This is a genomic window from Streptomyces sp. NPDC027962 (genome assembly GCF_055566095.1).
Map to the genome: position 1 here is coordinate 92,377 of NZ_JBVHTA010000016.1, position 19,309 is coordinate 111,685.

Genomic DNA, 19,309 nt, shown 5'->3' on the forward strand with positions numbered 1-19,309 from the left:
AAGCCCCCAGTGGTAGGGCCGGCGCTGGCCCGCACCACGACTCCACGCTCAACACATCAGGAGCAGAAGTGAAGCGCAGCAAGACTCTCCGCGCTGCGGACGCCAAGATCGACCGGGAGCGCAACTACGCCCCGCTCGAGGCCGTCCGTCTCGCCAAGGACACCGCCGCCACCAAGTTCGACGGCACTGTCGAGGTCGCCTTCCGTCTGGGCGTTGACCCGCGCAAGGCCGACCAGATGGTCCGTGGCACCGTGAACCTTCCGCACGGCACCGGTAAGACCGCCCGGGTCCTGGTCTTCGCGACCGGTGACCGTGCTGCGGCCGCGGAAGCCGCGGGCGCCGACATCGTCGGCTCCGACGAACTGATCGACGAGATCTCCAAGGGCAACCGCCTGAACGAGTTCGACGCGGTTGTCGCCACCCCGGACCTCATGGGCAAGGTCGGCCGCCTCGGCCGAGTGCTCGGTCCGCGCGGTCTGATGCCGAACCCGAAGACCGGCACCGTCACGATGGACGTCGCCAAGGCCGTCAACGAGATCAAGGGCGGCAAGATCGAGTTCCGCGTCGACAAGCACTCGAACCTGCACTTCATCATCGGCAAGGTTTCCTTCGACGAGACGAAGCTGGTCGAGAACTACGCGGCGGCGCTGGAGGAGATCCTCCGTCTGAAGCCGTCCGCCGCGAAGGGCCGCTACATCAAGAAGGCGACCCTGACCACGACGATGGGCCCCGGTATCCCGCTGGACTCCAACCGCACCCGCAACCTCCTCGTCGAGGAGGACCCGGCGGCGGTCTGAGCCTGACGCTCAGGGCCTGCCGGTCCGCGTGTTGTGAGAACGGCCCCCGCGCCTCTTTCGAGGCCGCGGGGGCCGTTCCCGTTCCGCCTGGCGCCCCCGGCGCCGCGTCGGCCCTGCGGACTGACCGTGCCCCAGTGGCCGCGAGCGGCCGTCCAGGGCCGGCGCGGCCTGCGGGAGGTGGACCGGCGGCGCAACAGCCGGGCCGCCGTCCGCGAAGGGGACCGAGGGCGGATGCCGTCCCCGGCGACCGCCAGGCCGCTGCCCGGGGTGAAGGCGGAGTCACCCAAGTGCCGCCCCCGGGCGGGCGGGGCGACCGCAGAGGGCGTAAGGGCGGATTTGCCTGGCGGCGATGCGTTCGCGTAGTCTTCCGACGAAGCCAAAGACCGCTGGTCGTTGCCGTGCTCTCCTTCCGAGGGTCCGGTGGCCGAAGGATCCGCTCAGCAGCGGACGACCCGCGCAGGTGACTCTGGACAAGTTCCCGGAAGGAATTCCGGTCGAGCTCAGCCCCGTGCGCCTGCGCCGGGGCGTTTCGTTTTGTTCAGCCCCTTCTGAGCGGTCCTCATCACCCGGAAGGAGGCCGACGCTCATGGCAAGGCCCGACAAGGCTGCCGCGGTAGCCGAGCTGACGGACCAGTTCCGCAGCTCGAACGCCGCCGTGCTGACCGAGTACCGGGGTCTCACCGTGGCTCAGCTCAAGGAGCTGCGCCGTTCGCTCGGTGAGAACGCCCAGTACGCCGTGGTGAAGAACACGCTGACCAAGATTGCGGCCAACGAGGCCGGGATCACTTCGCTCGACGACCAGTTCACTGGTCCGACGGCGGTTGCCTTCATCACCGGTGACCCGGTGGAGTCGGCGAAGGGTCTTCGTGACTTCGCCAAGGACAACCCGAACCTGATCATCAAGGGCGGTGTCCTTGACGGCAAGGCGCTGTCCGCCGATGAGATCAAGAAGCTTGCGGACCTCGAGTCCCGCGAGGTTCTGCTCGCCAAGCTGGCGGGCGCCTTCAAGGGCAAGCAGACCCAGACTGCTCAGCTCTTCCAGGCGCTTCCCTCGAAGTTCGTCCGCACCGCGGAGGCGCTTCGTGCCAAGCAGGCCGAGCAGGGCGGTGCCGAGTAATTCGGCTCGCGCATTGATCGACGCCCACCAGGGCGACGGTCGCAGCGGGCCGAACGTACGCCCGCCTACATGTACATCCGGCACCTGCCGAATTAGTGGAAGGACGCCATCATGGCGAAGCTGTCCCAGGACGACCTGCTCGCGCAGTTCGAGGAGATGACCCTCATCGAGCTCTCCGAGTTCGTGAAGGCCTTCGAGGAGAAGTTCGACGTCACCGCCGCCGCGGCCGTCGCCGTTGCCGGCCCGGCCGGCCCGGCCGCCGCCGCCGAGGCTGCTGAGGAGCAGGACGAGTTCGACGTCATCCTCACCGGCGCCGGCGAGAAGAAGATCCAGGTCATCAAGGTCGTGCGTGAGCTGACCTCCCTGGGCCTGAAGGAGGCCAAGGACCTCGTCGACGGCACCCCGAAGCCGGTCCTCGAGAAGGTCGCCAAGGAGGCCGCGGAGAAGGCTGCCGAGTCCCTCAAGGCCGCCGGCGCCTCCGTCGAGGTCAAGTGACCCCACGGAGTCTCTGACTCCCGCGCTGTAACGCGCACACACTGAAGGGCGATCACCCATGCGGGTGGTCGCCCTTCGGCGTGCCCGCCCGGCTTGCCTTGCTCTCCCGGCGACGGCGAGTATGGTGATCTTCGCCGTGCGCCCCTCACGGCGGCCGACGAGGATCCCGGATCAGCAGCTCAGGGGCAGGGGCCTTGACGAACCGCACGCAGCGCGCAATTCTCAGGACGCGTCGTCGAGGCGATCCAAGTTCCGAGGCATGGATCGACGACCGAACGGGCAGTAATGATGTGCGCCTCACGGCGCATGGGGTTCGCGGAGTTGAGAAAAACGAGGGTATCGAGGGTCTCGAAAACCCGCACTGGACATCAGTGTGCCAAGTGGCTACACTGACCCTTTGCGCTGCCTGTTAGCTGCCTCCTGCCCGTCACCAGGGGCATGCCCACGTTTGAGCATCGGATGTAGACGCCCCCCAGCTGGGGCTTCTCCCTCCGTGCACAGCTTGGGACCGGTACGCGCGTAGTGAGTCCGAGCCCTCGGAAGGACCCCCTCTTGGCCGCCTCGCGCAACGCCTCGACCGCGAATACGAACAACGGCGCAAGCACTGCCCCGCTGCGCATCTCCTTTGCAAAGATCAAGGAGCCCCTCGAGGTTCCGAACCTCCTCGCGCTGCAGACCGAGAGCTTTGACTGGCTGCTCGGCAATGCCGCATGGAAGGCTCGTGTCGAGGCGGCTCTCGAAAGCGGACAGGACGTCCCCACCAAGTCCGGTCTGGAGGAGATCTTCGAGGAGATCTCTCCGATCGAGGACTTCTCCGGGTCGATGTCGCTGACCTTCCGCGACCACCGTTTCGAGCCTCCGAAGAACTCGATCGACGAGTGCAAGGAGCGCGACTTCACGTACGCGGCCCCGCTCTTCGTCACCGCCGAGTTCACCAACAACGAGACCGGCGAGATCAAGTCCCAGACGGTCTTCATGGGCGACTTCCCGCTCATGACCAACAAGGGCACCTTCGTCATCAACGGCACCGAGCGTGTCGTGGTGTCGCAGCTCGTCCGCTCGCCGGGTGTCTACTTCGACTCCTCCATCGACAAGACGTCCGACAAGGACATCTTCACCGCCAAGATCATCCCGTCCCGGGGTGCCTGGCTCGAGATGGAGATCGACAAGCGCGACATGGTCGGTGTCCGCATCGACCGCAAGCGCAAGCAGTCCGTCACCGTCCTGCTCAAGGCTCTCGGTTGGACCACCGAGCAGATCCTCGAGGAGTTCGGCGAGTACGAGTCCATGCGCGCCACCCTGGAGAAGGACCACACCCAGGGCCAGGACGACGCGCTGCTCGACATCTACCGCAAGCTCCGCCCGGGCGAGCCGCCGACCCGTGAGGCCGCTCAGACGCTGCTCGAGAACCTCTACTTCAACCCGAAGCGCTACGACCTCGCCAAGGTCGGCCGCTACAAGGTGAACAAGAAGCTCGGCGCCGACGAGCCGCTGGACGCCGGCGTGCTCACCACCGACGACGTCATCGCCACCATCAAGTACCTGGTCAAGCTGCACGCCGGCGAGACCGAGACGGTCGGCGAGTCCGGCACGCAGATCGTCGTCGAGACCGACGACATCGACCACTTCGGCAACCGTCGTCTGCGCAACGTCGGCGAGCTCATCCAGAACCAGGTCCGCACGGGTCTGGCTCGTATGGAGCGCGTCGTGCGTGAGCGCATGACGACCCAGGACGTCGAGGCGATCACGCCGCAGACCCTGATCAACATCCGGCCGGTCGTGGCCTCCATCAAGGAGTTCTTCGGCACCAGCCAGCTGTCGCAGTTCATGGACCAGAACAACCCGCTGTCGGGTCTCACCCACAAGCGCCGTCTGTCGGCTCTTGGCCCGGGTGGTCTGTCCCGTGAGCGGGCCGGCTTCGAGGTCCGTGACGTGCACCCGTCGCACTACGGCCGCATGTGCCCGATCGAGACCCCTGAAGGCCCGAACATCGGCCTGATCGGCTCGCTCGCCTCCTACGGCCGGGTCAACGCGTTCGGCTTCGTCGAGACGCCGTACCGCAAGGTCACCGACGGCCAGGTCACCGACGAGGTGGACTACCTGACCGCCGACGAGGAGGACCGCTTCGTCATCGCCCAGGCGAACGCGACCCTGAACGACGAGCTCCGGTTCACCGAGGCCCGTGTTCTGGTCCGCCGCCGTGGTGGCGAGGTCGACTACGTGCCGCCGACCGAGGTCGACTACATGGACGTCTCGCCGCGCCAGATGGTGTCGGTCGCGACGGCCATGATCCCGTTCCTCGAGCACGACGACGCCAACCGTGCCCTCATGGGCGCGAACATGATGCGTCAGGCCGTTCCGCTCATCAAGGCGGAGGCCCCGCTCGTCGGCACCGGCATGGAGTACCGCTGTGCCACCGACGCCGGTGACGTCATCAAGGCGGAGAAGGACGGTGTGATCCAGGAGGTTTCGGCCGACTACGTCACCGTCGCGAACGATGACGGCACGTACACCACGTACCGCATCGCGAAGTTCTCCCGCTCCAACCAGGGCACCTCGGTCAACCAGAAGGTCGTCGTAGCCGAGGGCGACCGCGTCATCGAGGGCCAGGTCCTCGCCGACGGCCCCGCCACCGAGAACGGTGAGATGGCGCTCGGCAAGAACCTGCTGGTGGCGTTCATGCCGTGGGAGGGTCACAACTACGAGGACGCGATCATCCTGTCGCAGCGCCTCGTGCAGGACGACGTCCTCTCCTCGATCCACATCGAGGAGCACGAGGTCGACGCCCGTGACACCAAGCTCGGCCCCGAGGAGATCACCCGGGACATCCCGAACGTCTCCGAGGAGGTCCTCGCCGACCTCGACGAGCGCGGCATCATCCGTATCGGTGCCGAGGTCGTCGCCGGCGACATCCTCGTCGGCAAGGTCACGCCCAAGGGTGAGACCGAGCTGACCCCCGAGGAGCGTCTGCTCCGCGCGATCTTCGGTGAGAAGGCGCGCGAGGTCCGTGACACCTCGCTGAAGGTGCCGCACGGCGAGACCGGCAAGGTCATCGGCGTCCGCGTCTTCGACCGCGAGGAGGGCGACGAGCTTCCCCCGGGCGTGAACCAGCTGGTCCGCGTCTACGTCGCCCAGAAGCGCAAGATCACCGACGGTGACAAGCTCGCCGGCCGTCACGGCAACAAGGGCGTCATCTCGAAGATCCTGCCGATCGAGGACATGCCGTTCCTGGAGGACGGCACCCCGGTCGACATCATCCTCAACCCGCTGGGTGTCCCGTCCCGAATGAACCCGGGCCAGGTCCTCGAGATCCACCTCGGCTGGCTCGCCAGCCAGGGCTGGAAGGTCGAGGGCAGCGAGGAGTGGATGCAGCGGCTGCAGGCCATCGGCGCCGACGACGTCGCGCCCGGCACGAACGTCGCCACCCCGGTCTTCGACGGCGCCCGCGAGGACGAGATCGCCGGTCTCTTCGAGTCCACGATCCCGAACCGCGACGGCAACCGGATGGTCCAGCCGTCCGGCAAGGCCAACCTGTTCGACGGCCGCTCCGGCGAGCCGTTCCCGGACCCGATCTCGGTCGGGTACATGTACATCCTCAAACTCCACCACCTGGTCGACGACAAGCTCCACGCCCGTTCGACCGGTCCGTACTCGATGATCACCCAGCAGCCGCTGGGTGGTAAGGCCCAGTTCGGTGGCCAGCGATTCGGTGAGATGGAGGTGTGGGCGCTGGAGGCGTACGGCGCCGCCTACGCGCTCCAGGAGCTGCTGACGATCAAGTCCGACGACGTGACCGGCCGCGTGAAGGTCTACGAGGCCATCGTCAAGGGCGAGAACATCCCCGAGCCCGGCATTCCCGAGTCCTTCAAGGTGCTCATCAAGGAAATGCAGTCGCTCTGCCTCAACGTGGAGGTGCTCTCCTCGGACGGTATGTCCATCGAGATGCGCGACACGGACGAGGACGTCTTCCGCGCTGCGGAGGAGCTCGGTATCGACCTGTCCCGGCGCGAGCCGAGCAGCGTCGAAGAGGTCTGACGGGCCTGGCCGGGGCTCCCCACCAAGGAGCCCCGGTCGTCCCCGGACCCTCCCCCTACGCCCTGCGGGCGTGGAGGGACCCCCATCAGACCACTTGATTGAGACACGACCCCGAAAGAGGGATTGACGCACAGTGCTCGACGTCAACTTCTTCGACGAGCTGCGGATCGGCCTTGCCACCGCGGACGACATCCGGACCTGGTCCCACGGCGAGGTCAAGAAGCCCGAGACCATCAACTACCGCACGCTCAAGCCCGAGAAGGACGGACTCTTCTGCGAGAAGATCTTCGGTCCGACCCGGGACTGGGAGTGCTACTGCGGCAAGTACAAGCGCGTCCGCTTCAAGGGCATCATCTGTGAGCGCTGTGGCGTCGAGGTCACACGCGCCAAGGTGCGCCGTGAGCGGATGGGCCACATCGAGCTTGCCGCTCCCGTCACCCACATCTGGTACTTCAAGGGCGTCCCCTCGCGCCTCGGCTACCTGCTGGACCTGGCGCCGAAGGACCTCGAGAAGGTCATCTACTTCGCCGCGTACATGATCACATTCGTGGACGAGGAGCGCCGCACGCGCGACCTGCCCTCGCTGGAGGCCCACGTCTCCGTCGAGCGCCAGCAGGTCGAGAACCGCCGCGACGCCGACCTCGAGGCCCGCGCCAAGAAGCTCGAGACCGACCTGGCCGAGCTCGAGGCCGAGGGGGCCAAGGCCGACGTGCGCCGCAAGGTGCGTGAGGGCGCCGAGCGTGAGATGAAGCAGCTGCGCGACCGTGCCCAGCGCGAGATCGACCGTCTCGACGAGGTGTGGAACCGCTTCAAGAACCTCAAGGTCCAGGACCTCGAGGGCGACGAGCTGCTCTACCGCGAGCTGCGTGACCGCTTCGGCACGTACTTCGACGGGTCGATGGGTGCCGCGGCGCTGCAGAAGCGCCTGGAGTCCTTCGACCTCGACGAGGAGGCCGAGCGTCTCCGCGAGATCATCCGTACCGGCAAGGGCCAGAAGAAGACCCGTGCGCTCAAGCGCCTCAAGGTCGTCTCCGCGTTCCTGCAGACCAGCAACAGCCCCAAGGGCATGGTGCTCGACTGCGTGCCGGTCATCCCGCCGGACCTGCGTCCGATGGTGCAGCTGGACGGTGGCCGCTTCGCGACCTCCGACCTGAACGACCTGTACCGCCGTGTGATCAACCGCAACAACCGTCTGAAGCGTCTGCTCGACCTCGGTGCCCCCGAGATCATCGTGAACAACGAGAAGCGGATGCTCCAGGAGGCGGTCGACGCCCTCTTCGACAACGGCCGTCGTGGTCGCCCTGTCACGGGCCCCGGCAACCGTCCGCTGAAGTCCCTCAGCGACATGCTGAAGGGCAAGCAGGGCCGCTTCCGTCAGAACCTGCTCGGTAAGCGAGTCGACTACTCGGCGCGTTCCGTCATCGTCGTCGGCCCGCAGCTCAAGCTGCACCAGTGCGGTCTGCCCAAGGCCATGGCGCTGGAGCTCTTCAAGCCGTTCGTGATGAAGCGCCTGGTCGACCTGAACCACGCGCAGAACATCAAGTCGGCCAAGCGCATGGTCGAGCGTGGCCGCACCGTCGTGTACGACGTCCTCGAAGAGGTCATCGCCGAGCACCCGGTGCTTCTGAACCGTGCGCCCACGCTGCACCGCCTCGGCATCCAGGCCTTCGAGCCGCAGCTGGTCGAAGGCAAGGCCATCCAGATCCACCCGCTCGTCTGCACCGCCTTCAACGCGGACTTCGACGGTGACCAGATGGCCGTGCACCTGCCGCTGTCCGCGGAGGCGCAGGCCGAGGCCCGCATCCTGATGCTGTCCTCGAACAACATCCTCAAGCCGGCCGACGGCCGTCCGGTGACCATGCCGACCCAGGACATGGTGCTGGGCCTCTTCTTCCTCACCACGGACGAGGAGGAGCGCAAGGTCATCGGCGAGGGCCGGTCCTTCGGTTCCACCGCCGAGGCGATCATGGCGTTCGACGCCCGGGAGCTCTCGCTCCAGGCGAAGATCGACATCCGCTTCCCGGTCGGCACCATCCCGCCGCGCGGCTGGACGCCGCCGGCGGACGAGGACGAGGCCGGCGAGGGCACGTGGCAGCAGGGTGACTCGTTCCGTCTGCGCACCACCCTGGGCCGCGCGCTCTTCAACGAGCTGCTGCCCGAGGACTACCCGTTCGTCGACTACTCGGTGGGCAAGAAGCAGCTCTCCGAGATCGTCAACGACCTCGCCGAGCGCTACCCCAAGGTCATCGTGGCGGCGACGCTCGACAACCTGAAGGCGGCCGGCTTCTACTGGGCGACCCGTTCCGGTGTCACCGTGGCCATCTCCGACGTCGTCGTCCCCGAGGCGAAGAAGGCGATCGTCAAGGGCTACGAGGAGCAGGACGAGAAGGTCCAGAAGCAGTACGAGCGCGGTCTGATCACCAAGGACGAGCGCACCCAGGAGCTCATCGCGATCTGGACCAAGGCGACCAACGAGGTTGCCGAGGCGATGAACGCGAACTTCCCGAAGACCAACCCCATCTTCATGATGGTCAACTCGGGTGCTCGTGGAAACATGATGCAGATGCGTCAGATCGCCGGTATGCGTGGTCTGGTGTCCAACGCCAAGAACGAGACCATCCCGCGTCCGATCAAGGCGTCCTTCCGCGAGGGTCTGTCCGTGCTGGAGTACTTCATCTCCACGCACGGTGCCCGTAAGGGTCTGGCGGACACCGCTCTGCGTACCGCCGACTCGGGTTACCTCACCCGTCGTCTGGTGGACGTCTCGCAGGACGTCATCATCCGCGAGGAGGACTGCGGCACCGACCGCGGCCTCAAGCTGCGGATCGCCGAGCGCGGCGCCGACGGCGTGCTGCGCAAGGCGGAGGACGTCGAGACCTCCGTGTACGCCCGCATGCTCGCCGAGGACGTCGTCGTCGACGGCAAGGTCATCGCGCCTGCCAACGTCGACCTGGGCGACGTGCTCATCGACGCGGTCGTCGCGGCCGGCGTCGAGGAGGTCAAGACCCGCTCGGTCCTGACCTGTGAGTCCGCTGTCGGCACCTGTGCGTACTGCTACGGCCGTTCGCTCGCCACCGGCAAGCTGGTCGACATCGGCGAGGCGGTCGGCATCATCGCCGCCCAGTCCATCGGTGAGCCCGGTACGCAGCTGACGATGCGTACCTTCCACACCGGTGGTGTGGCCGGTGACGACATCACCCAGGGCCTGCCCCGTGTCGTCGAGCTCTTCGAGGCTCGTACGCCCAAGGGTGTCGCCCCGATCTCGGAGGCGGCCGGCCGCATCCGTATCGAGGAGACCGAGAAGACCAAGAAGATCGTCGTCACCCCGGACGACGGCAGCGACGAGACGGCGTTCCCGATCTCGAAGCGTGCCCGTCTGCTGGTCGGCGAGGGCGATCACGTCGAGGTGGGCCAGAAGCTCACCGTGGGTGCCACCAACCCGCACGACGTGCTGCGGATCCTCGGTCAGCGCGCGGTCCAGGTCCACCTGGTCGGCGAGGTCCAGAAGGTCTACAACTCGCAGGGTGTGTCGATCCACGACAAGCACATCGAGATCATCATCCGGCAGATGCTGCGCCGTGTGACGATCATCGAGTCCGGTGACGCGGAGCTGCTGCCGGGCGAGCTGGTCGAGCGTTCGAAGTTCGAGACCGAGAACCGTCGTGTGGTCACCGAGGGCGGTCACCCCGCCTCCGGCCGTCCGCAGCTGATGGGTATCACCAAGGCCTCGCTGGCGACCGAGTCGTGGCTGTCCGCGGCGTCCTTCCAGGAGACGACCAGGGTTCTGACGGACGCGGCGATCAACGCCAAGTCCGACTCCCTGATCGGCCTCAAGGAGAACGTCATCATCGGTAAGCTCATCCCGGCCGGTACGGGCCTGTCCCGCTACCGCAACATCCGGGTCGAGCCGACCGAGGAGGCCAAGGCCGCGATGTACTCGGCCGTCGGCTACGACGACATCGACTACTCGCCGTTCGGCACCGGCTCCGGCCAGGCCGTTCCGCTGGAGGACTACGACTACGGTCCGTACAACCAGTAGGAGTGCGTGAGGAAGGGCGGTCACCCCATCGGGGTGGCCGCCCTTCTGCGTTCCCGCGTGCCCGGCTTCGTACGCGCCTTCGGCACTCAGGTCCCGGACACGGTCATGGCCCAGGCGTCGTCGCTGTCGACAAAGACGGCGCCGATGCCGTGCAGGCCGAGCCGGAGGGAGGACCGGCCCTGGCCCTCGGCGATCAGGCGGCCGGCGCGGGGGTCCAGGGCATGGGGCTCGCGGATGACGAAGTCCCCGTCGCCCCGGTGCTCGAACGTGGCCAGGCGGTGCCCGGCCCGGTTCAGCAGCACCTCTGAGGCGTCCCCGCGCACCGTGCCGTCGAGGGCGCGCGCCTGCCGGGCGGGGAGCAGGGCGGCCCGCCACGGCCCGTCCGTGATGATCTCGATGGTGACGGCGTCGTCGACGGGGGCCGGTGCGGGCACGCGGACCAAGGCCGGGCCGCGCTCGCGGGAGGCCAGTTTCACGACTCGCCGCCCTCGGCGGCCGCCGACCTTCGCACACACCAGGAAACCTCCTGGGGAGCTGCCCTCGAAGGCGACGAGACACTTTCCCGTCCAGCCCTCGGGCCGGGGCATCCGCAAGGTGGCCGGCCCGGTGCCCCGGCTCCAGACGCGTGGGTCGTTCTCCCTCTGCCGCTCGTCGCCGTGGTCGGCGGACAGCCGCTCCAGGGCACCGTGCCCGCGGGCGAGGATCTGCGGCACCAGACCCGGTTCCGCGTGTTTCGCCTCCTCGTAGGCGTCGAGTGCGATCTGCCAGTCGGCGGCGTGGGTGCCGCCGGTGAAGGGGCGGCGCGCGAGCAGCTCCCCGTACCTGGTGACGGCCTGCTCCGTGGCCTGGTGGCCGGACAGCGGCGGCGCCGGCGGCAGCAGCGCGCGGTGAGGGGCACCTGTCTCCACGTGCGGCCGTCCGGGGGTTCTCGCCCGTTCGCGCAGCCGGCGCAGATGGCGGGGGAGCGCGACGCCGGAGCCGAGCAGCAGGGCGCAGAGGAGCACCGGGGCGGCTGCGGTGCCGCCTGCCGACGCGCTCAGCAGTGCCAGGGCCAGCACGAAGCAGCCCAGGTGCGTCAGGACGGTACGGACAAGGGCCGCGGTGCTCACACCCGGAGGCGGGCGCCACGAGCTGGTGGTACCGAGGGCGGCGGCGGGAGGCGACGGGCGCCGGCTCATGGGGTCTCCCGGGACTGAGGCTGTGCGAGGAGCGCGAGGTGGACGCGGTGCAGCGCTCGTGCCCCCGCCGCGAGTACCGGTGGGACGTCGGCAGACGGAAGGCTGTGGGCCAGGGCGAGCACGTCCACGACGACTGCGTAGTCGTCGACGACGGCCTGCGGTACGCCGGGCGCGCTCACGGCGGCCGCGTAGCCGCCGGCCACGTCTGCGTATTCCATGATGGTCAGGCGCACGTCGACGGTGGTGTCGTCGAGGTCGTGGGCGGTTCGGGCTCGGTGGTCGGTCACGGTGGACCTCCTCGTACCGGACGGTTCGGCTCACCGCATTGTCCGGGCGGGCAAGGGCCGGGGTCAGGGGATGCCGGGGGCCGTCTTGAGCGCCGTACCGTTGCCGACCTCCGGCAACGAAAGGGTGCTCAGCAGCCGTGGCCGACCGGGCCGCACGCCTCATCCGGCGTCGTTCCGGATTGCCCTTGGGGCCAGTACGCCGCCCCTGCCCGGCCTTTCCGGTCATGTCCCCGGTGCCGTGCGTCAGGGCGTGCCCGGCCCCGTCCCGCCCCGCGGTCTCCGGCCCAGTTCGCCGCGGCACCGGAGCCCCGTGCGGGGCATGCTCGGGCCCAGGTCGTGAGGGGAGTCCCGCGCCGTGGGCATTTGTTTTGACCGGAGTCCATGCGATAGGTACGCTCAGACCTTGTGCCTGGGGTGTGCCTGGGCTCGTGTGCGTGTCGTCTGCCGCATGGCGAGTCCTGGACCGGCCACCGCAATCTGCGCCCTTTCCGCCTGGCGGCGAGGGTCCGCAGTATTCGACACACCCGACCGCGTGGGTCGGCGACGTTCCAGGTTAGCTTCACTGACGGCACACAGAAACCGGAGAAGTAGTGCCTACGATCCAGCAGCTGGTCCGCAAGGGCCGGCAGGACAAGGTCGAGAAGAACAAGACGCCCGCACTTGAGGGTTCGCCTCAGCGCCGTGGCGTCTGCACGCGTGTGTTCACGACCACCCCGAAGAAGCCGAACTCGGCCCTCCGTAAGGTCGCGCGTGTGCGTCTGACCTCCGGCATCGAGGTCACGGCCTACATCCCGGGTGAGGGACACAACCTGCAGGAGCACTCCATCGTGCTCGTGCGTGGTGGCCGTGTGAAGGACCTGCCGGGTGTTCGTTACAAGATCATCCGCGGTTCCCTGGACACCCAGGGTGTCAAGAACCGCAAGCAGGCCCGCAGCCGCTACGGCGCCAAGAAGGAGAAGTAAGAATGCCTCGTAAGGGCCCCGCCCCGAAGCGCCCGGTCATCATCGACCCGGTTTACGGTTCTCCTCTGGTGACCTCGCTCATCAACAAGATCCTGCTCAACGGCAAGCGTTCCACCGCTGAGCGCATCGTCTACGGCGCCATGGAAGGCCTCCGCGAGAAGACCGGCGCCGACCCGGTCATCACGCTGAAGCGCGCCCTCGAGAACGTCAAGCCGTCTCTCGAGGTCAAGTCCCGCCGTGTCGGTGGTGCCACCTACCAGGTGCCGATCGAGGTCAAGCCCGGTCGTGCCGCCACCCTCGCGCTCCGCTGGGTCGTGGGTTACTCCCGCGCCCGCCGTGAGAAGACCATGACCGAGCGCCTCATGAACGAACTGCTCGACGCCTCCAACGGCCTCGGCGCTTCGGTCAAGAAGCGTGAGGACACGCACAAGATGGCCGAGTCCAACAAGGCCTTCGCGCACTACCGCTGGTAGTCGCTACCCACATCGAGACCGAGAGAAGATTGAGCCTTATGGCCACCACTTCGCTTGACCTGGCCAAGGTCCGCAACATCGGGATCATGGCCCACATCGACGCGGGCAAGACGACGACCACCGAGCGCATCCTGTTCTACACCGGTGTGAGCTACAAGATCGGTGAGGTCCACGACGGCGCTGCCACGATGGACTGGATGGAGCAGGAGCAGGAGCGCGGCATCACCATCACGTCCGCCGCGACGACCTGTCACTGGCCGCTCGAGGACGTCGACCACACCATCAACATCATCGACACCCCGGGTCACGTGGACTTCACCGTCGAGGTGGAGCGTTCGCTCCGCGTCCTCGACGGTGCCGTGACCGTGTTCGACGGTGTCGCCGGTGTGGAGCCGCAGTCCGAGACGGTGTGGCGTCAGGCCGACCGTTACGGCGTGCCCCGCATCTGCTTCGTCAACAAGCTCGACCGTACCGGTGCCGAGTTCCACCGCTGTGTCGACATGATCGTGAGCCGCCTCGGTGCGACCCCGATCGTCATGCAGCTTCCGATCGGTGCCGAGGCGGACTTCAAGGGCGTCGTCGACCTCGTTCGTATGAAGGCTCTTGTCTGGTCCGCCGAGGCCACCAAGGGCGAGATGTACGACGTCGTCGACATCCCGGCCACGCACACCGAGGCCGCCGACGAGTGGCGCGGCAAGCTGGTCGAGACCGTCGCGGAGAACGACGAAGAGATCATGGAGCTGTACCTCGAGGGCCAGGAGCCCACCGAGGAGCAGCTGTACGCCGCGATCCGTCGTATCACCATCGCTTCCGGCAAGGGCGGCGACACCACGGTCACCCCGGTGTTCTGTGGCACCGCGTTCAAGAACAAGGGCGTCCAGCCCCTGCTCGACGCGGTCGTGCGCTACCTCCCCTCCCCCCTGGACGTCGAGGCCATCGAGGGCCACGACGTGAAGGACGCGGAGCAGGTCGTCTCGCGCAAGCCTTCCGAGTCCGAGCCGCTTTCGGCGCTCGCGTTCAAGATCGCGAGCGACCCGCACCTCGGTAAGCTCACCTTCATCCGGGTCTACTCGGGTCGCCTGGAGGCCGGCACCTCGGTGCTGAACTCCGTCAAGGGCAAGAAGGAGCGCATCGGCAAGATCTACCGCATGCACGCGAACAAGCGTGAGGAGATCGACGCGGTGGGCGCCGGCGACATCGTCGCCGTCATGGGCCTCAAGCAGACCACCACCGGTGAGACGCTGTGCGACGAGAAGAACCCGGTGATCCTGGAGTCCATGGACTTCCCGGCGCCGGTCATTCAGGTCGCCATCGAGCCCAAGTCCAAGGGTGACCAGGAGAAGCTGGGTGTCGCCATCCAGCGTCTCGCGGAGGAGGACCCCTCCTTCCAGGTTCACTCGGACGAGGAGACCGGCCAGACCATCATCGGTGGTATGGGCGAGCTTCACCTCGACGTCCTCGTCGACCGTATGCGCCGCGAGTTCAGGGTCGAGGCCAACGTCGGCAAGCCGCAGGTCGCCTACCGCGAGACGATCCGCAAGACCGTCGAGCGTCACGACTACACCCACAAGAAGCAGACCGGTGGTACCGGTCAGTTCGCCAAGGTGCAGATCGCGATCGAGCCGATCGAGGGCGGCGACGCCTCGTACGAGTTCGTGAACAAGGTCACCGGTGGCCGCATCCCCAAGGAGTACATCCCTTCGGTGGACGCGGGTGCGCAGGAGGCCATGCAGTTCGGCATCCTGGCCGGCTACGAGATGACCGGCGTTCGCGTCATTCTTCTCGACGGTGGCTACCACGAGGTCGACTCCTCCGAGCTCGCCTTCAAGATCGCCGGTTCGCAGGCCTTCAAGGAGGCCGCGCGCAAGGCTTCGCCCGTACTGCTCGAGCCGATGATGTCCGTCGAGGTCACCACGCCCGAGGACTACATGGGTGAGGTCATCGGCGACATCAACTCCCGCCGTGGTCAGATTCAGGCCATGGAGGAGCGCAGCGGCGCTCGCGTCGTGAAGGGCCTCGTGCCCCTCTCGGAGATGTTCGGCTACGTCGGAGACCTCCGCAGCAAGACCTCGGGTCGCGCAAGCTACTCGATGCAGTTCGACTCCTACGCCGAGGTTCCGCGGAACGTCGCCGAGGAGATCATCGCGAAGGCCAAGGGCGAGTAACTCTTCCGAGTCCACGCTTTAGGCTTGACACCATCCGCCGGGGTTCGCCCCCGAAACCGAGGACCGGATCCCGGCGGCTGGCCACCCAGCAAAGATCACCTGGCGCCGATGAGTAAGGCGTACAGAACCACTCCACAGGAGGACCCCAGTGGCGAAGGCGAAGTTCGAGCGGACTAAGCCGCACGTCAACATCGGCACCATCGGTCACATCGACCACGGTAAGACGACCCTCACGGCCGCCATTACCAAGGTGCTGCACGACGCGTACCCGGACCTGAACGAGGCCTCGGCCTTCGACCAGATCGACAAGGCTCCTGAGGAGCGCCAGCGCGGTATCACCATCTCCATCGCGCACGTCGAGTACCAGACGGAGTCGCGTCACTACGCCCACGTCGACTGCCCCGGTCACGCGGACTACATCAAGAACATGATCACGGGTGCGGCGCAGATGGACGGCGCCATCCTCGTGGTCGCGGCCACCGACGGCCCGATGCCGCAGACCAAGGAGCACGTGCTCCTGGCCCGCCAGGTCGGCGTTCCGTACATCGTCGTCGCCCTGAACAAGGCCGACATGGTGGACGACGAGGAGATCCTGGAGCTCGTCGAGCTCGAGGTGCGTGAGCTCCTCTCCGAGTACGAGTTCCCGGGCGACGACCTGCCGGTCGTCAAGGTCTCGGCGCTCAAGGCGCTCGAGGGCGACGCCGAGTGGGGCAAGTCCGTCCTCGACCTGATGAAGGCCGTCGACGAGGCGATCCCGCAGCCCGAGCGTGACGTCGACAAGCCGTTCCTGATGCCGATCGAGGACGTCTTCACGATCACCGGTCGCGGCACCGTCGTGACCGGCCGTATCGAGCGTGGTGTCCTCAAGGTCAACGAGACCGTCGACATCGTCGGTATCAAGCAGGAGAAGACCACCACCACGGTCACCGGCATCGAGATGTTCCGCAAGCTGCTCGACGAGGGCCAGGCCGGTGAGAACGTCGGTCTGCTCCTCCGTGGCATCAAGCGCGAGGACGTCGAGCGCGGCCAGGTCATCATCAAGCCCGGTTCGGTCACGCCGCACACCGAGTTCGAGGCCCAGGCCTACATCCTGTCCAAGGACGAGGGTGGCCGCCACACGCCGTTCTTCAACAACTACCGTCCGCAGTTCTACTTCCGTACGACTGACGTGACCGGTGTTGTGACCCTCCCCGAGGGCACCGAGATGGTCATGCCGGGCGACAACACCCAGATGTCCGTCCAGCTGATCCAGCCGGTCGCCATGGAAGAGGGCCTGAAGTTCGCCATCCGTGAGGGTGGCCGGACCGTGGGCGCCGGCCAGGTCACCAAGATCAACAAGTAATTTGTTGGTTTGACCTGGTAGCTCGCTGAGCTGCAAGAAGGGCCCCGCACCGTCAGGTGCGGGGCCCTTCGTCATACGTGGTGTTGGTTGTGACCGGGGCCCCGGGCGTGTGCGGAGGACCAGGGCCTAGCCTGCCGCGCTGCCCGCCGGGGGTGACCAGATCCAGGGGTACGCGTCCGGGCCCAGGCCGACGACCGTGACCCCCGCGGCGGTGGCGTCCAGCGTGGGGGTGTCGAGCGCCACCGGCCCCGCCTCGCGCGTCAGCAGCCGGTCCTCGAAGCGCAGCTGGATCCGTCCGCGCAGATCCCTGCCCAGCAGGGCGAGCCCGTCGGGTCCGCCGACCGCGCCGACCGGGCCGTATCCGTCGAAGGAGACGGCGGGCAGCTGTTCGCCGCCCGCGCTCAGCCGGGTCAGGTGCGGGGAGGCACTGCCGCGCGAGTCCCGGCTCGAGTCCCGCTTCCAGGGCCGCTCCGTGCGGTACAGCAGCTGCACGGAGCCGTCCGCGCCGGCCAGCGCGGCGGGGGTGCCGACCGCGGTCGGCAGCCGTCCGGCGGGCCGGTGCCGCAGAGGCCGGCCGGGTGCCTCCTGCGTCCAGTGGTGAACGGTGTCGTGGCCCGTGCCGAAGACATGGACCCGGCCGGCCCCGTCCACCACGGTGGACAGGCCGTCCTGTATCTCGGCGGTGCCGTCGAGCGCCTGCCAGCCGCTCCAGCGGCCGCCGGTGTCGCGGACCCTGGCGCTGACGCCCTTGTCCGCGTTGCGCACGAACAGATGGACGCGGCCGTCGGGTGCGGTGACGGCCACCGGTATGCCGATGCGCCGCCCACGGTCGTCGGTGTGCTCCGGGTTGCCGAGGCCTCGCCAGGCGCGGAACGCGCCGCCCGGGGAGCGCTGCTCCAGCAGCACGACCTCCCGGGTGTTGCTCCCGCCGTGACCGCTGATCGCGGAGAAGCGCAGGGCGAAGAGGAGCTGCCGGCCGTCCTCAAGAGCAGTTGCTCCCAGCGCGGGTGCGAGCGGGCCGCCGCCGAGGTCGTCCGGCTCGCTCCACCGGCCGCTGCCCCGCAGGGTCTCGCGCCAGCGGACAGCCCGCAGGCCCAGGACCCCGTAGGCGGAGAGCCGGCCGTCCGGCTCCATGGCCACGGCGGGGCGGGCGCCCGGGTAGCGGTAGTGGGTCGAGCGCACCCAGCCCTTCTTGTTCTTCAACGGGCGCCTGCCGCCGACGTTGTAGTCGCCGCAGCCGCCGCTGTTGCCGCACTCCCAGGCAGGGTCACCGCCGTAGGGGACGAGATGCGCGGCCTTCTCCTCGATCACCCGCGGCGGCAGGTTCTTGGGCCAGTGTCGGTTGTAGTAGCCGCGGAAGGAGGTGGCGGCGAATGCCGGTATGCCGCCGCCGTCCTTGGTGGCGTCGGCCACCCAGCGCACCATCGCCGCCCAGCTGAACGAGGCGACGGCGGTGTGGTCGGCGTGGTCCGAGTAGCCGGGCTGTTCGCTGTCCCGCTTGCGGGTGGCCTCGTCGCTGTACTGGATGTCCGGGTCCGGATCGAGGGTGTGGATCACGGTGGGCCGGTATCGCTCCATCAGACCGACGAGGACGTCCGTCAGATCGTCATAGGCATAGCTGTCGGCCCGGCGGACGGGGGAGCCGTCGGTGATCGTGGTCGGCACGCTCAGCGCGCGGTCGTGCCAGAGGCTGGGCACGGCCATCCAGCGGCGCGGGGCGTGCATCGAGAGGTTGAGGAAGATCAGCTCGACGCGGCGGTTGCCGTCGGCGAGGGTATTGATCTCGGCCCGCCGGTCGCCGCGCAGGGTGGCTACGCCCTTCTGCCACTCGGTGAACTTGTCGAGACCGAGCAGGCTCGCGTACGCCTGGCGCAGCCCCTGATGGCGGGCGGAGGAGTACGCCCCCTTGTCGGCGGGGCCGTCGGGCCGGCCGGGGATGTGGTTGACGCCGTTGTGCTCGCCGGCGGTGACGTAGACGCACACCAGCGGGACGCCGGAGTCCAGCATGTGCTGGGCGTCCGGGTTCATGAAGTACAGGTCGTCGTCGGGGTGCGCCAGTATCTGCATCAGCTGCGCACGCCGCGAGGTGGCGATGGGCATACCGGGCGCGGGATCGGCGGTGGGCCCGGTGCGGCGGGGCGCGGGCACCGAGCACGACGTGAGCGCGGCGGCGGAGGCGGCCGCGGTCAGGGCGGTCAACGCGGCGACGACACTGCGCCGCCGGGGCCGGCTCACGGCTTTCACGGCAGGGCGCAGCCCTGACACAGCTCTCTCGTTCACTTGTGCTCCGTCCGCTTCCCCCCGCAGCGGCCGGGCCCGTGCCCCCGTCTGCGTACTGTGATCTCCCCAGGTCGGAGCGGGACCGGTCGAAGGCCCGCACCGCGATCGACTAGACGGCGGACGGGCGCCGTGGGTTGCC

At 67.8% G+C, this 19,309-nt stretch carries 12 protein-coding genes; 9 read left to right on the forward strand and 3 right to left on the reverse strand.

The features are described from left to right. Window positions 1–68: 68 nt before the first annotated feature. The 5 genes from rplA to ACZ4SA_RS17400 all read left to right on the forward strand — a co-directional run bounded on the left by rplA (window position 69) and on the right by ACZ4SA_RS17400 (window position 10,483). On the forward strand, window positions 69–797 hold the full coding sequence (gene rplA, locus ACZ4SA_RS17380; protein ID WP_005313630.1) for a 50S ribosomal protein L1: 729 nt from the start codon (window positions 69–71) through the stop codon (window positions 795–797). 586 nt (window positions 798–1,383) lie between these two features. After that, window positions 1,384–1,914 carry a 50S ribosomal protein L10 gene (gene rplJ / locus ACZ4SA_RS17385; RefSeq protein ID WP_403854828.1) on the forward strand — a complete coding sequence of 177 codons (531 nt, stop codon included), beginning with the start codon at window positions 1,384–1,386 and terminating at the stop codon, window positions 1,912–1,914. A 111-nt stretch (window positions 1,915–2,025) separates the two neighbouring features. After that, a complete protein-coding gene (gene rplL / locus ACZ4SA_RS17390; protein ID WP_403854831.1) occupies window positions 2,026–2,409 on the forward strand; it encodes a 50S ribosomal protein L7/L12 in 384 nt (127 codons plus the stop codon). A gap of 552 nt (window positions 2,410–2,961) precedes the next feature. Continuing rightward, a complete protein-coding gene (gene rpoB / locus ACZ4SA_RS17395) occupies window positions 2,962–6,444 on the forward strand; it encodes a DNA-directed RNA polymerase subunit beta (RefSeq protein WP_468275051.1) in 3,483 nt (1,160 codons plus the stop codon). A 133-nt stretch (window positions 6,445–6,577) separates the two neighbouring features. After that, window positions 6,578–10,483, forward strand: a complete 3,906-nt coding sequence (locus ACZ4SA_RS17400) for a DNA-directed RNA polymerase subunit beta' (protein ID WP_403854837.1) — start codon at window positions 6,578–6,580, stop codon at window positions 10,481–10,483. 86 nt (window positions 10,484–10,569) lie between these two features. On the opposite strand, the gene ACZ4SA_RS17405 is transcribed toward ACZ4SA_RS17400, so the two are convergent. Further along, window positions 10,570–11,592 carry a hypothetical protein gene (locus tag ACZ4SA_RS17405; protein ID WP_468275053.1) on the reverse strand — a complete coding sequence of 341 codons (1,023 nt, stop codon included), beginning with the start codon at window positions 11,590–11,592 and terminating at the stop codon, window positions 10,570–10,572. A 65-nt stretch (window positions 11,593–11,657) separates the two neighbouring features. Then, complete coding sequence (locus ACZ4SA_RS17410) at window positions 11,658–11,948, reverse strand: hypothetical protein (protein WP_468275055.1); 291 nt, start codon at window positions 11,946–11,948, stop codon at window positions 11,658–11,660. A 590-nt stretch (window positions 11,949–12,538) separates the two neighbouring features. Here ACZ4SA_RS17410 and rpsL point away from each other — a divergent pair. From rpsL to tuf, 4 genes are all read left to right on the forward strand, one after another. Further along, a complete protein-coding gene (gene rpsL, locus ACZ4SA_RS17415) occupies window positions 12,539–12,910 on the forward strand; it encodes a 30S ribosomal protein S12 (RefSeq protein ID WP_003948652.1) in 372 nt (123 codons plus the stop codon). Between the two features lie 2 nt (window positions 12,911–12,912). After that, the gene (rpsG, locus tag ACZ4SA_RS17420) at window positions 12,913–13,383 is read left to right on the forward strand and encodes a 30S ribosomal protein S7 (RefSeq protein WP_147987673.1); all 471 of its coding nucleotides are present in this window, start codon (window positions 12,913–12,915) and stop codon (window positions 13,381–13,383) included. 38 nt (window positions 13,384–13,421) lie between these two features. After that, complete coding sequence (gene fusA / locus ACZ4SA_RS17425) at window positions 13,422–15,548, forward strand: elongation factor G (protein ID WP_468275058.1); 2,127 nt, start codon at window positions 13,422–13,424, stop codon at window positions 15,546–15,548. 148 nt (window positions 15,549–15,696) lie between these two features. Beyond that, window positions 15,697–16,890 carry an elongation factor Tu gene (gene tuf / locus ACZ4SA_RS17430; RefSeq protein ID WP_468275060.1) on the forward strand — a complete coding sequence of 398 codons (1,194 nt, stop codon included), beginning with the start codon at window positions 15,697–15,699 and terminating at the stop codon, window positions 16,888–16,890. 126 nt (window positions 16,891–17,016) lie between these two features. Here the strand turns inward: tuf and ACZ4SA_RS17435 are convergent, their stop codons facing one another. Then, the gene (locus ACZ4SA_RS17435; RefSeq protein WP_468275063.1) at window positions 17,017–19,170 is read right to left on the reverse strand and encodes a PIG-L family deacetylase; all 2,154 of its coding nucleotides are present in this window, start codon (window positions 19,168–19,170) and stop codon (window positions 17,017–17,019) included. Window positions 19,171–19,309: the final 139 nt, after the last annotated feature.

Coding starts and splice junctions, on each gene's coding strand:
- rplL (WP_403854831.1), top strand. CDS start 2,026: ATGGCGAAGCTGTCCCAGGACGACCTGCTCGCGCAGTTCGAGGAGATG.
- rplJ (WP_403854828.1), top strand. CDS start 1,384: ATGGCAAGGCCCGACAAGGCTGCCGCGGTAGCCGAGCTGACGGACCAG.
- rpsG (WP_147987673.1), top strand. CDS start 12,913: ATGCCTCGTAAGGGCCCCGCCCCGAAGCGCCCGGTCATCATCGACCCG.
- fusA (WP_468275058.1), top strand. CDS start 13,422: ATGGCCACCACTTCGCTTGACCTGGCCAAGGTCCGCAACATCGGGATC.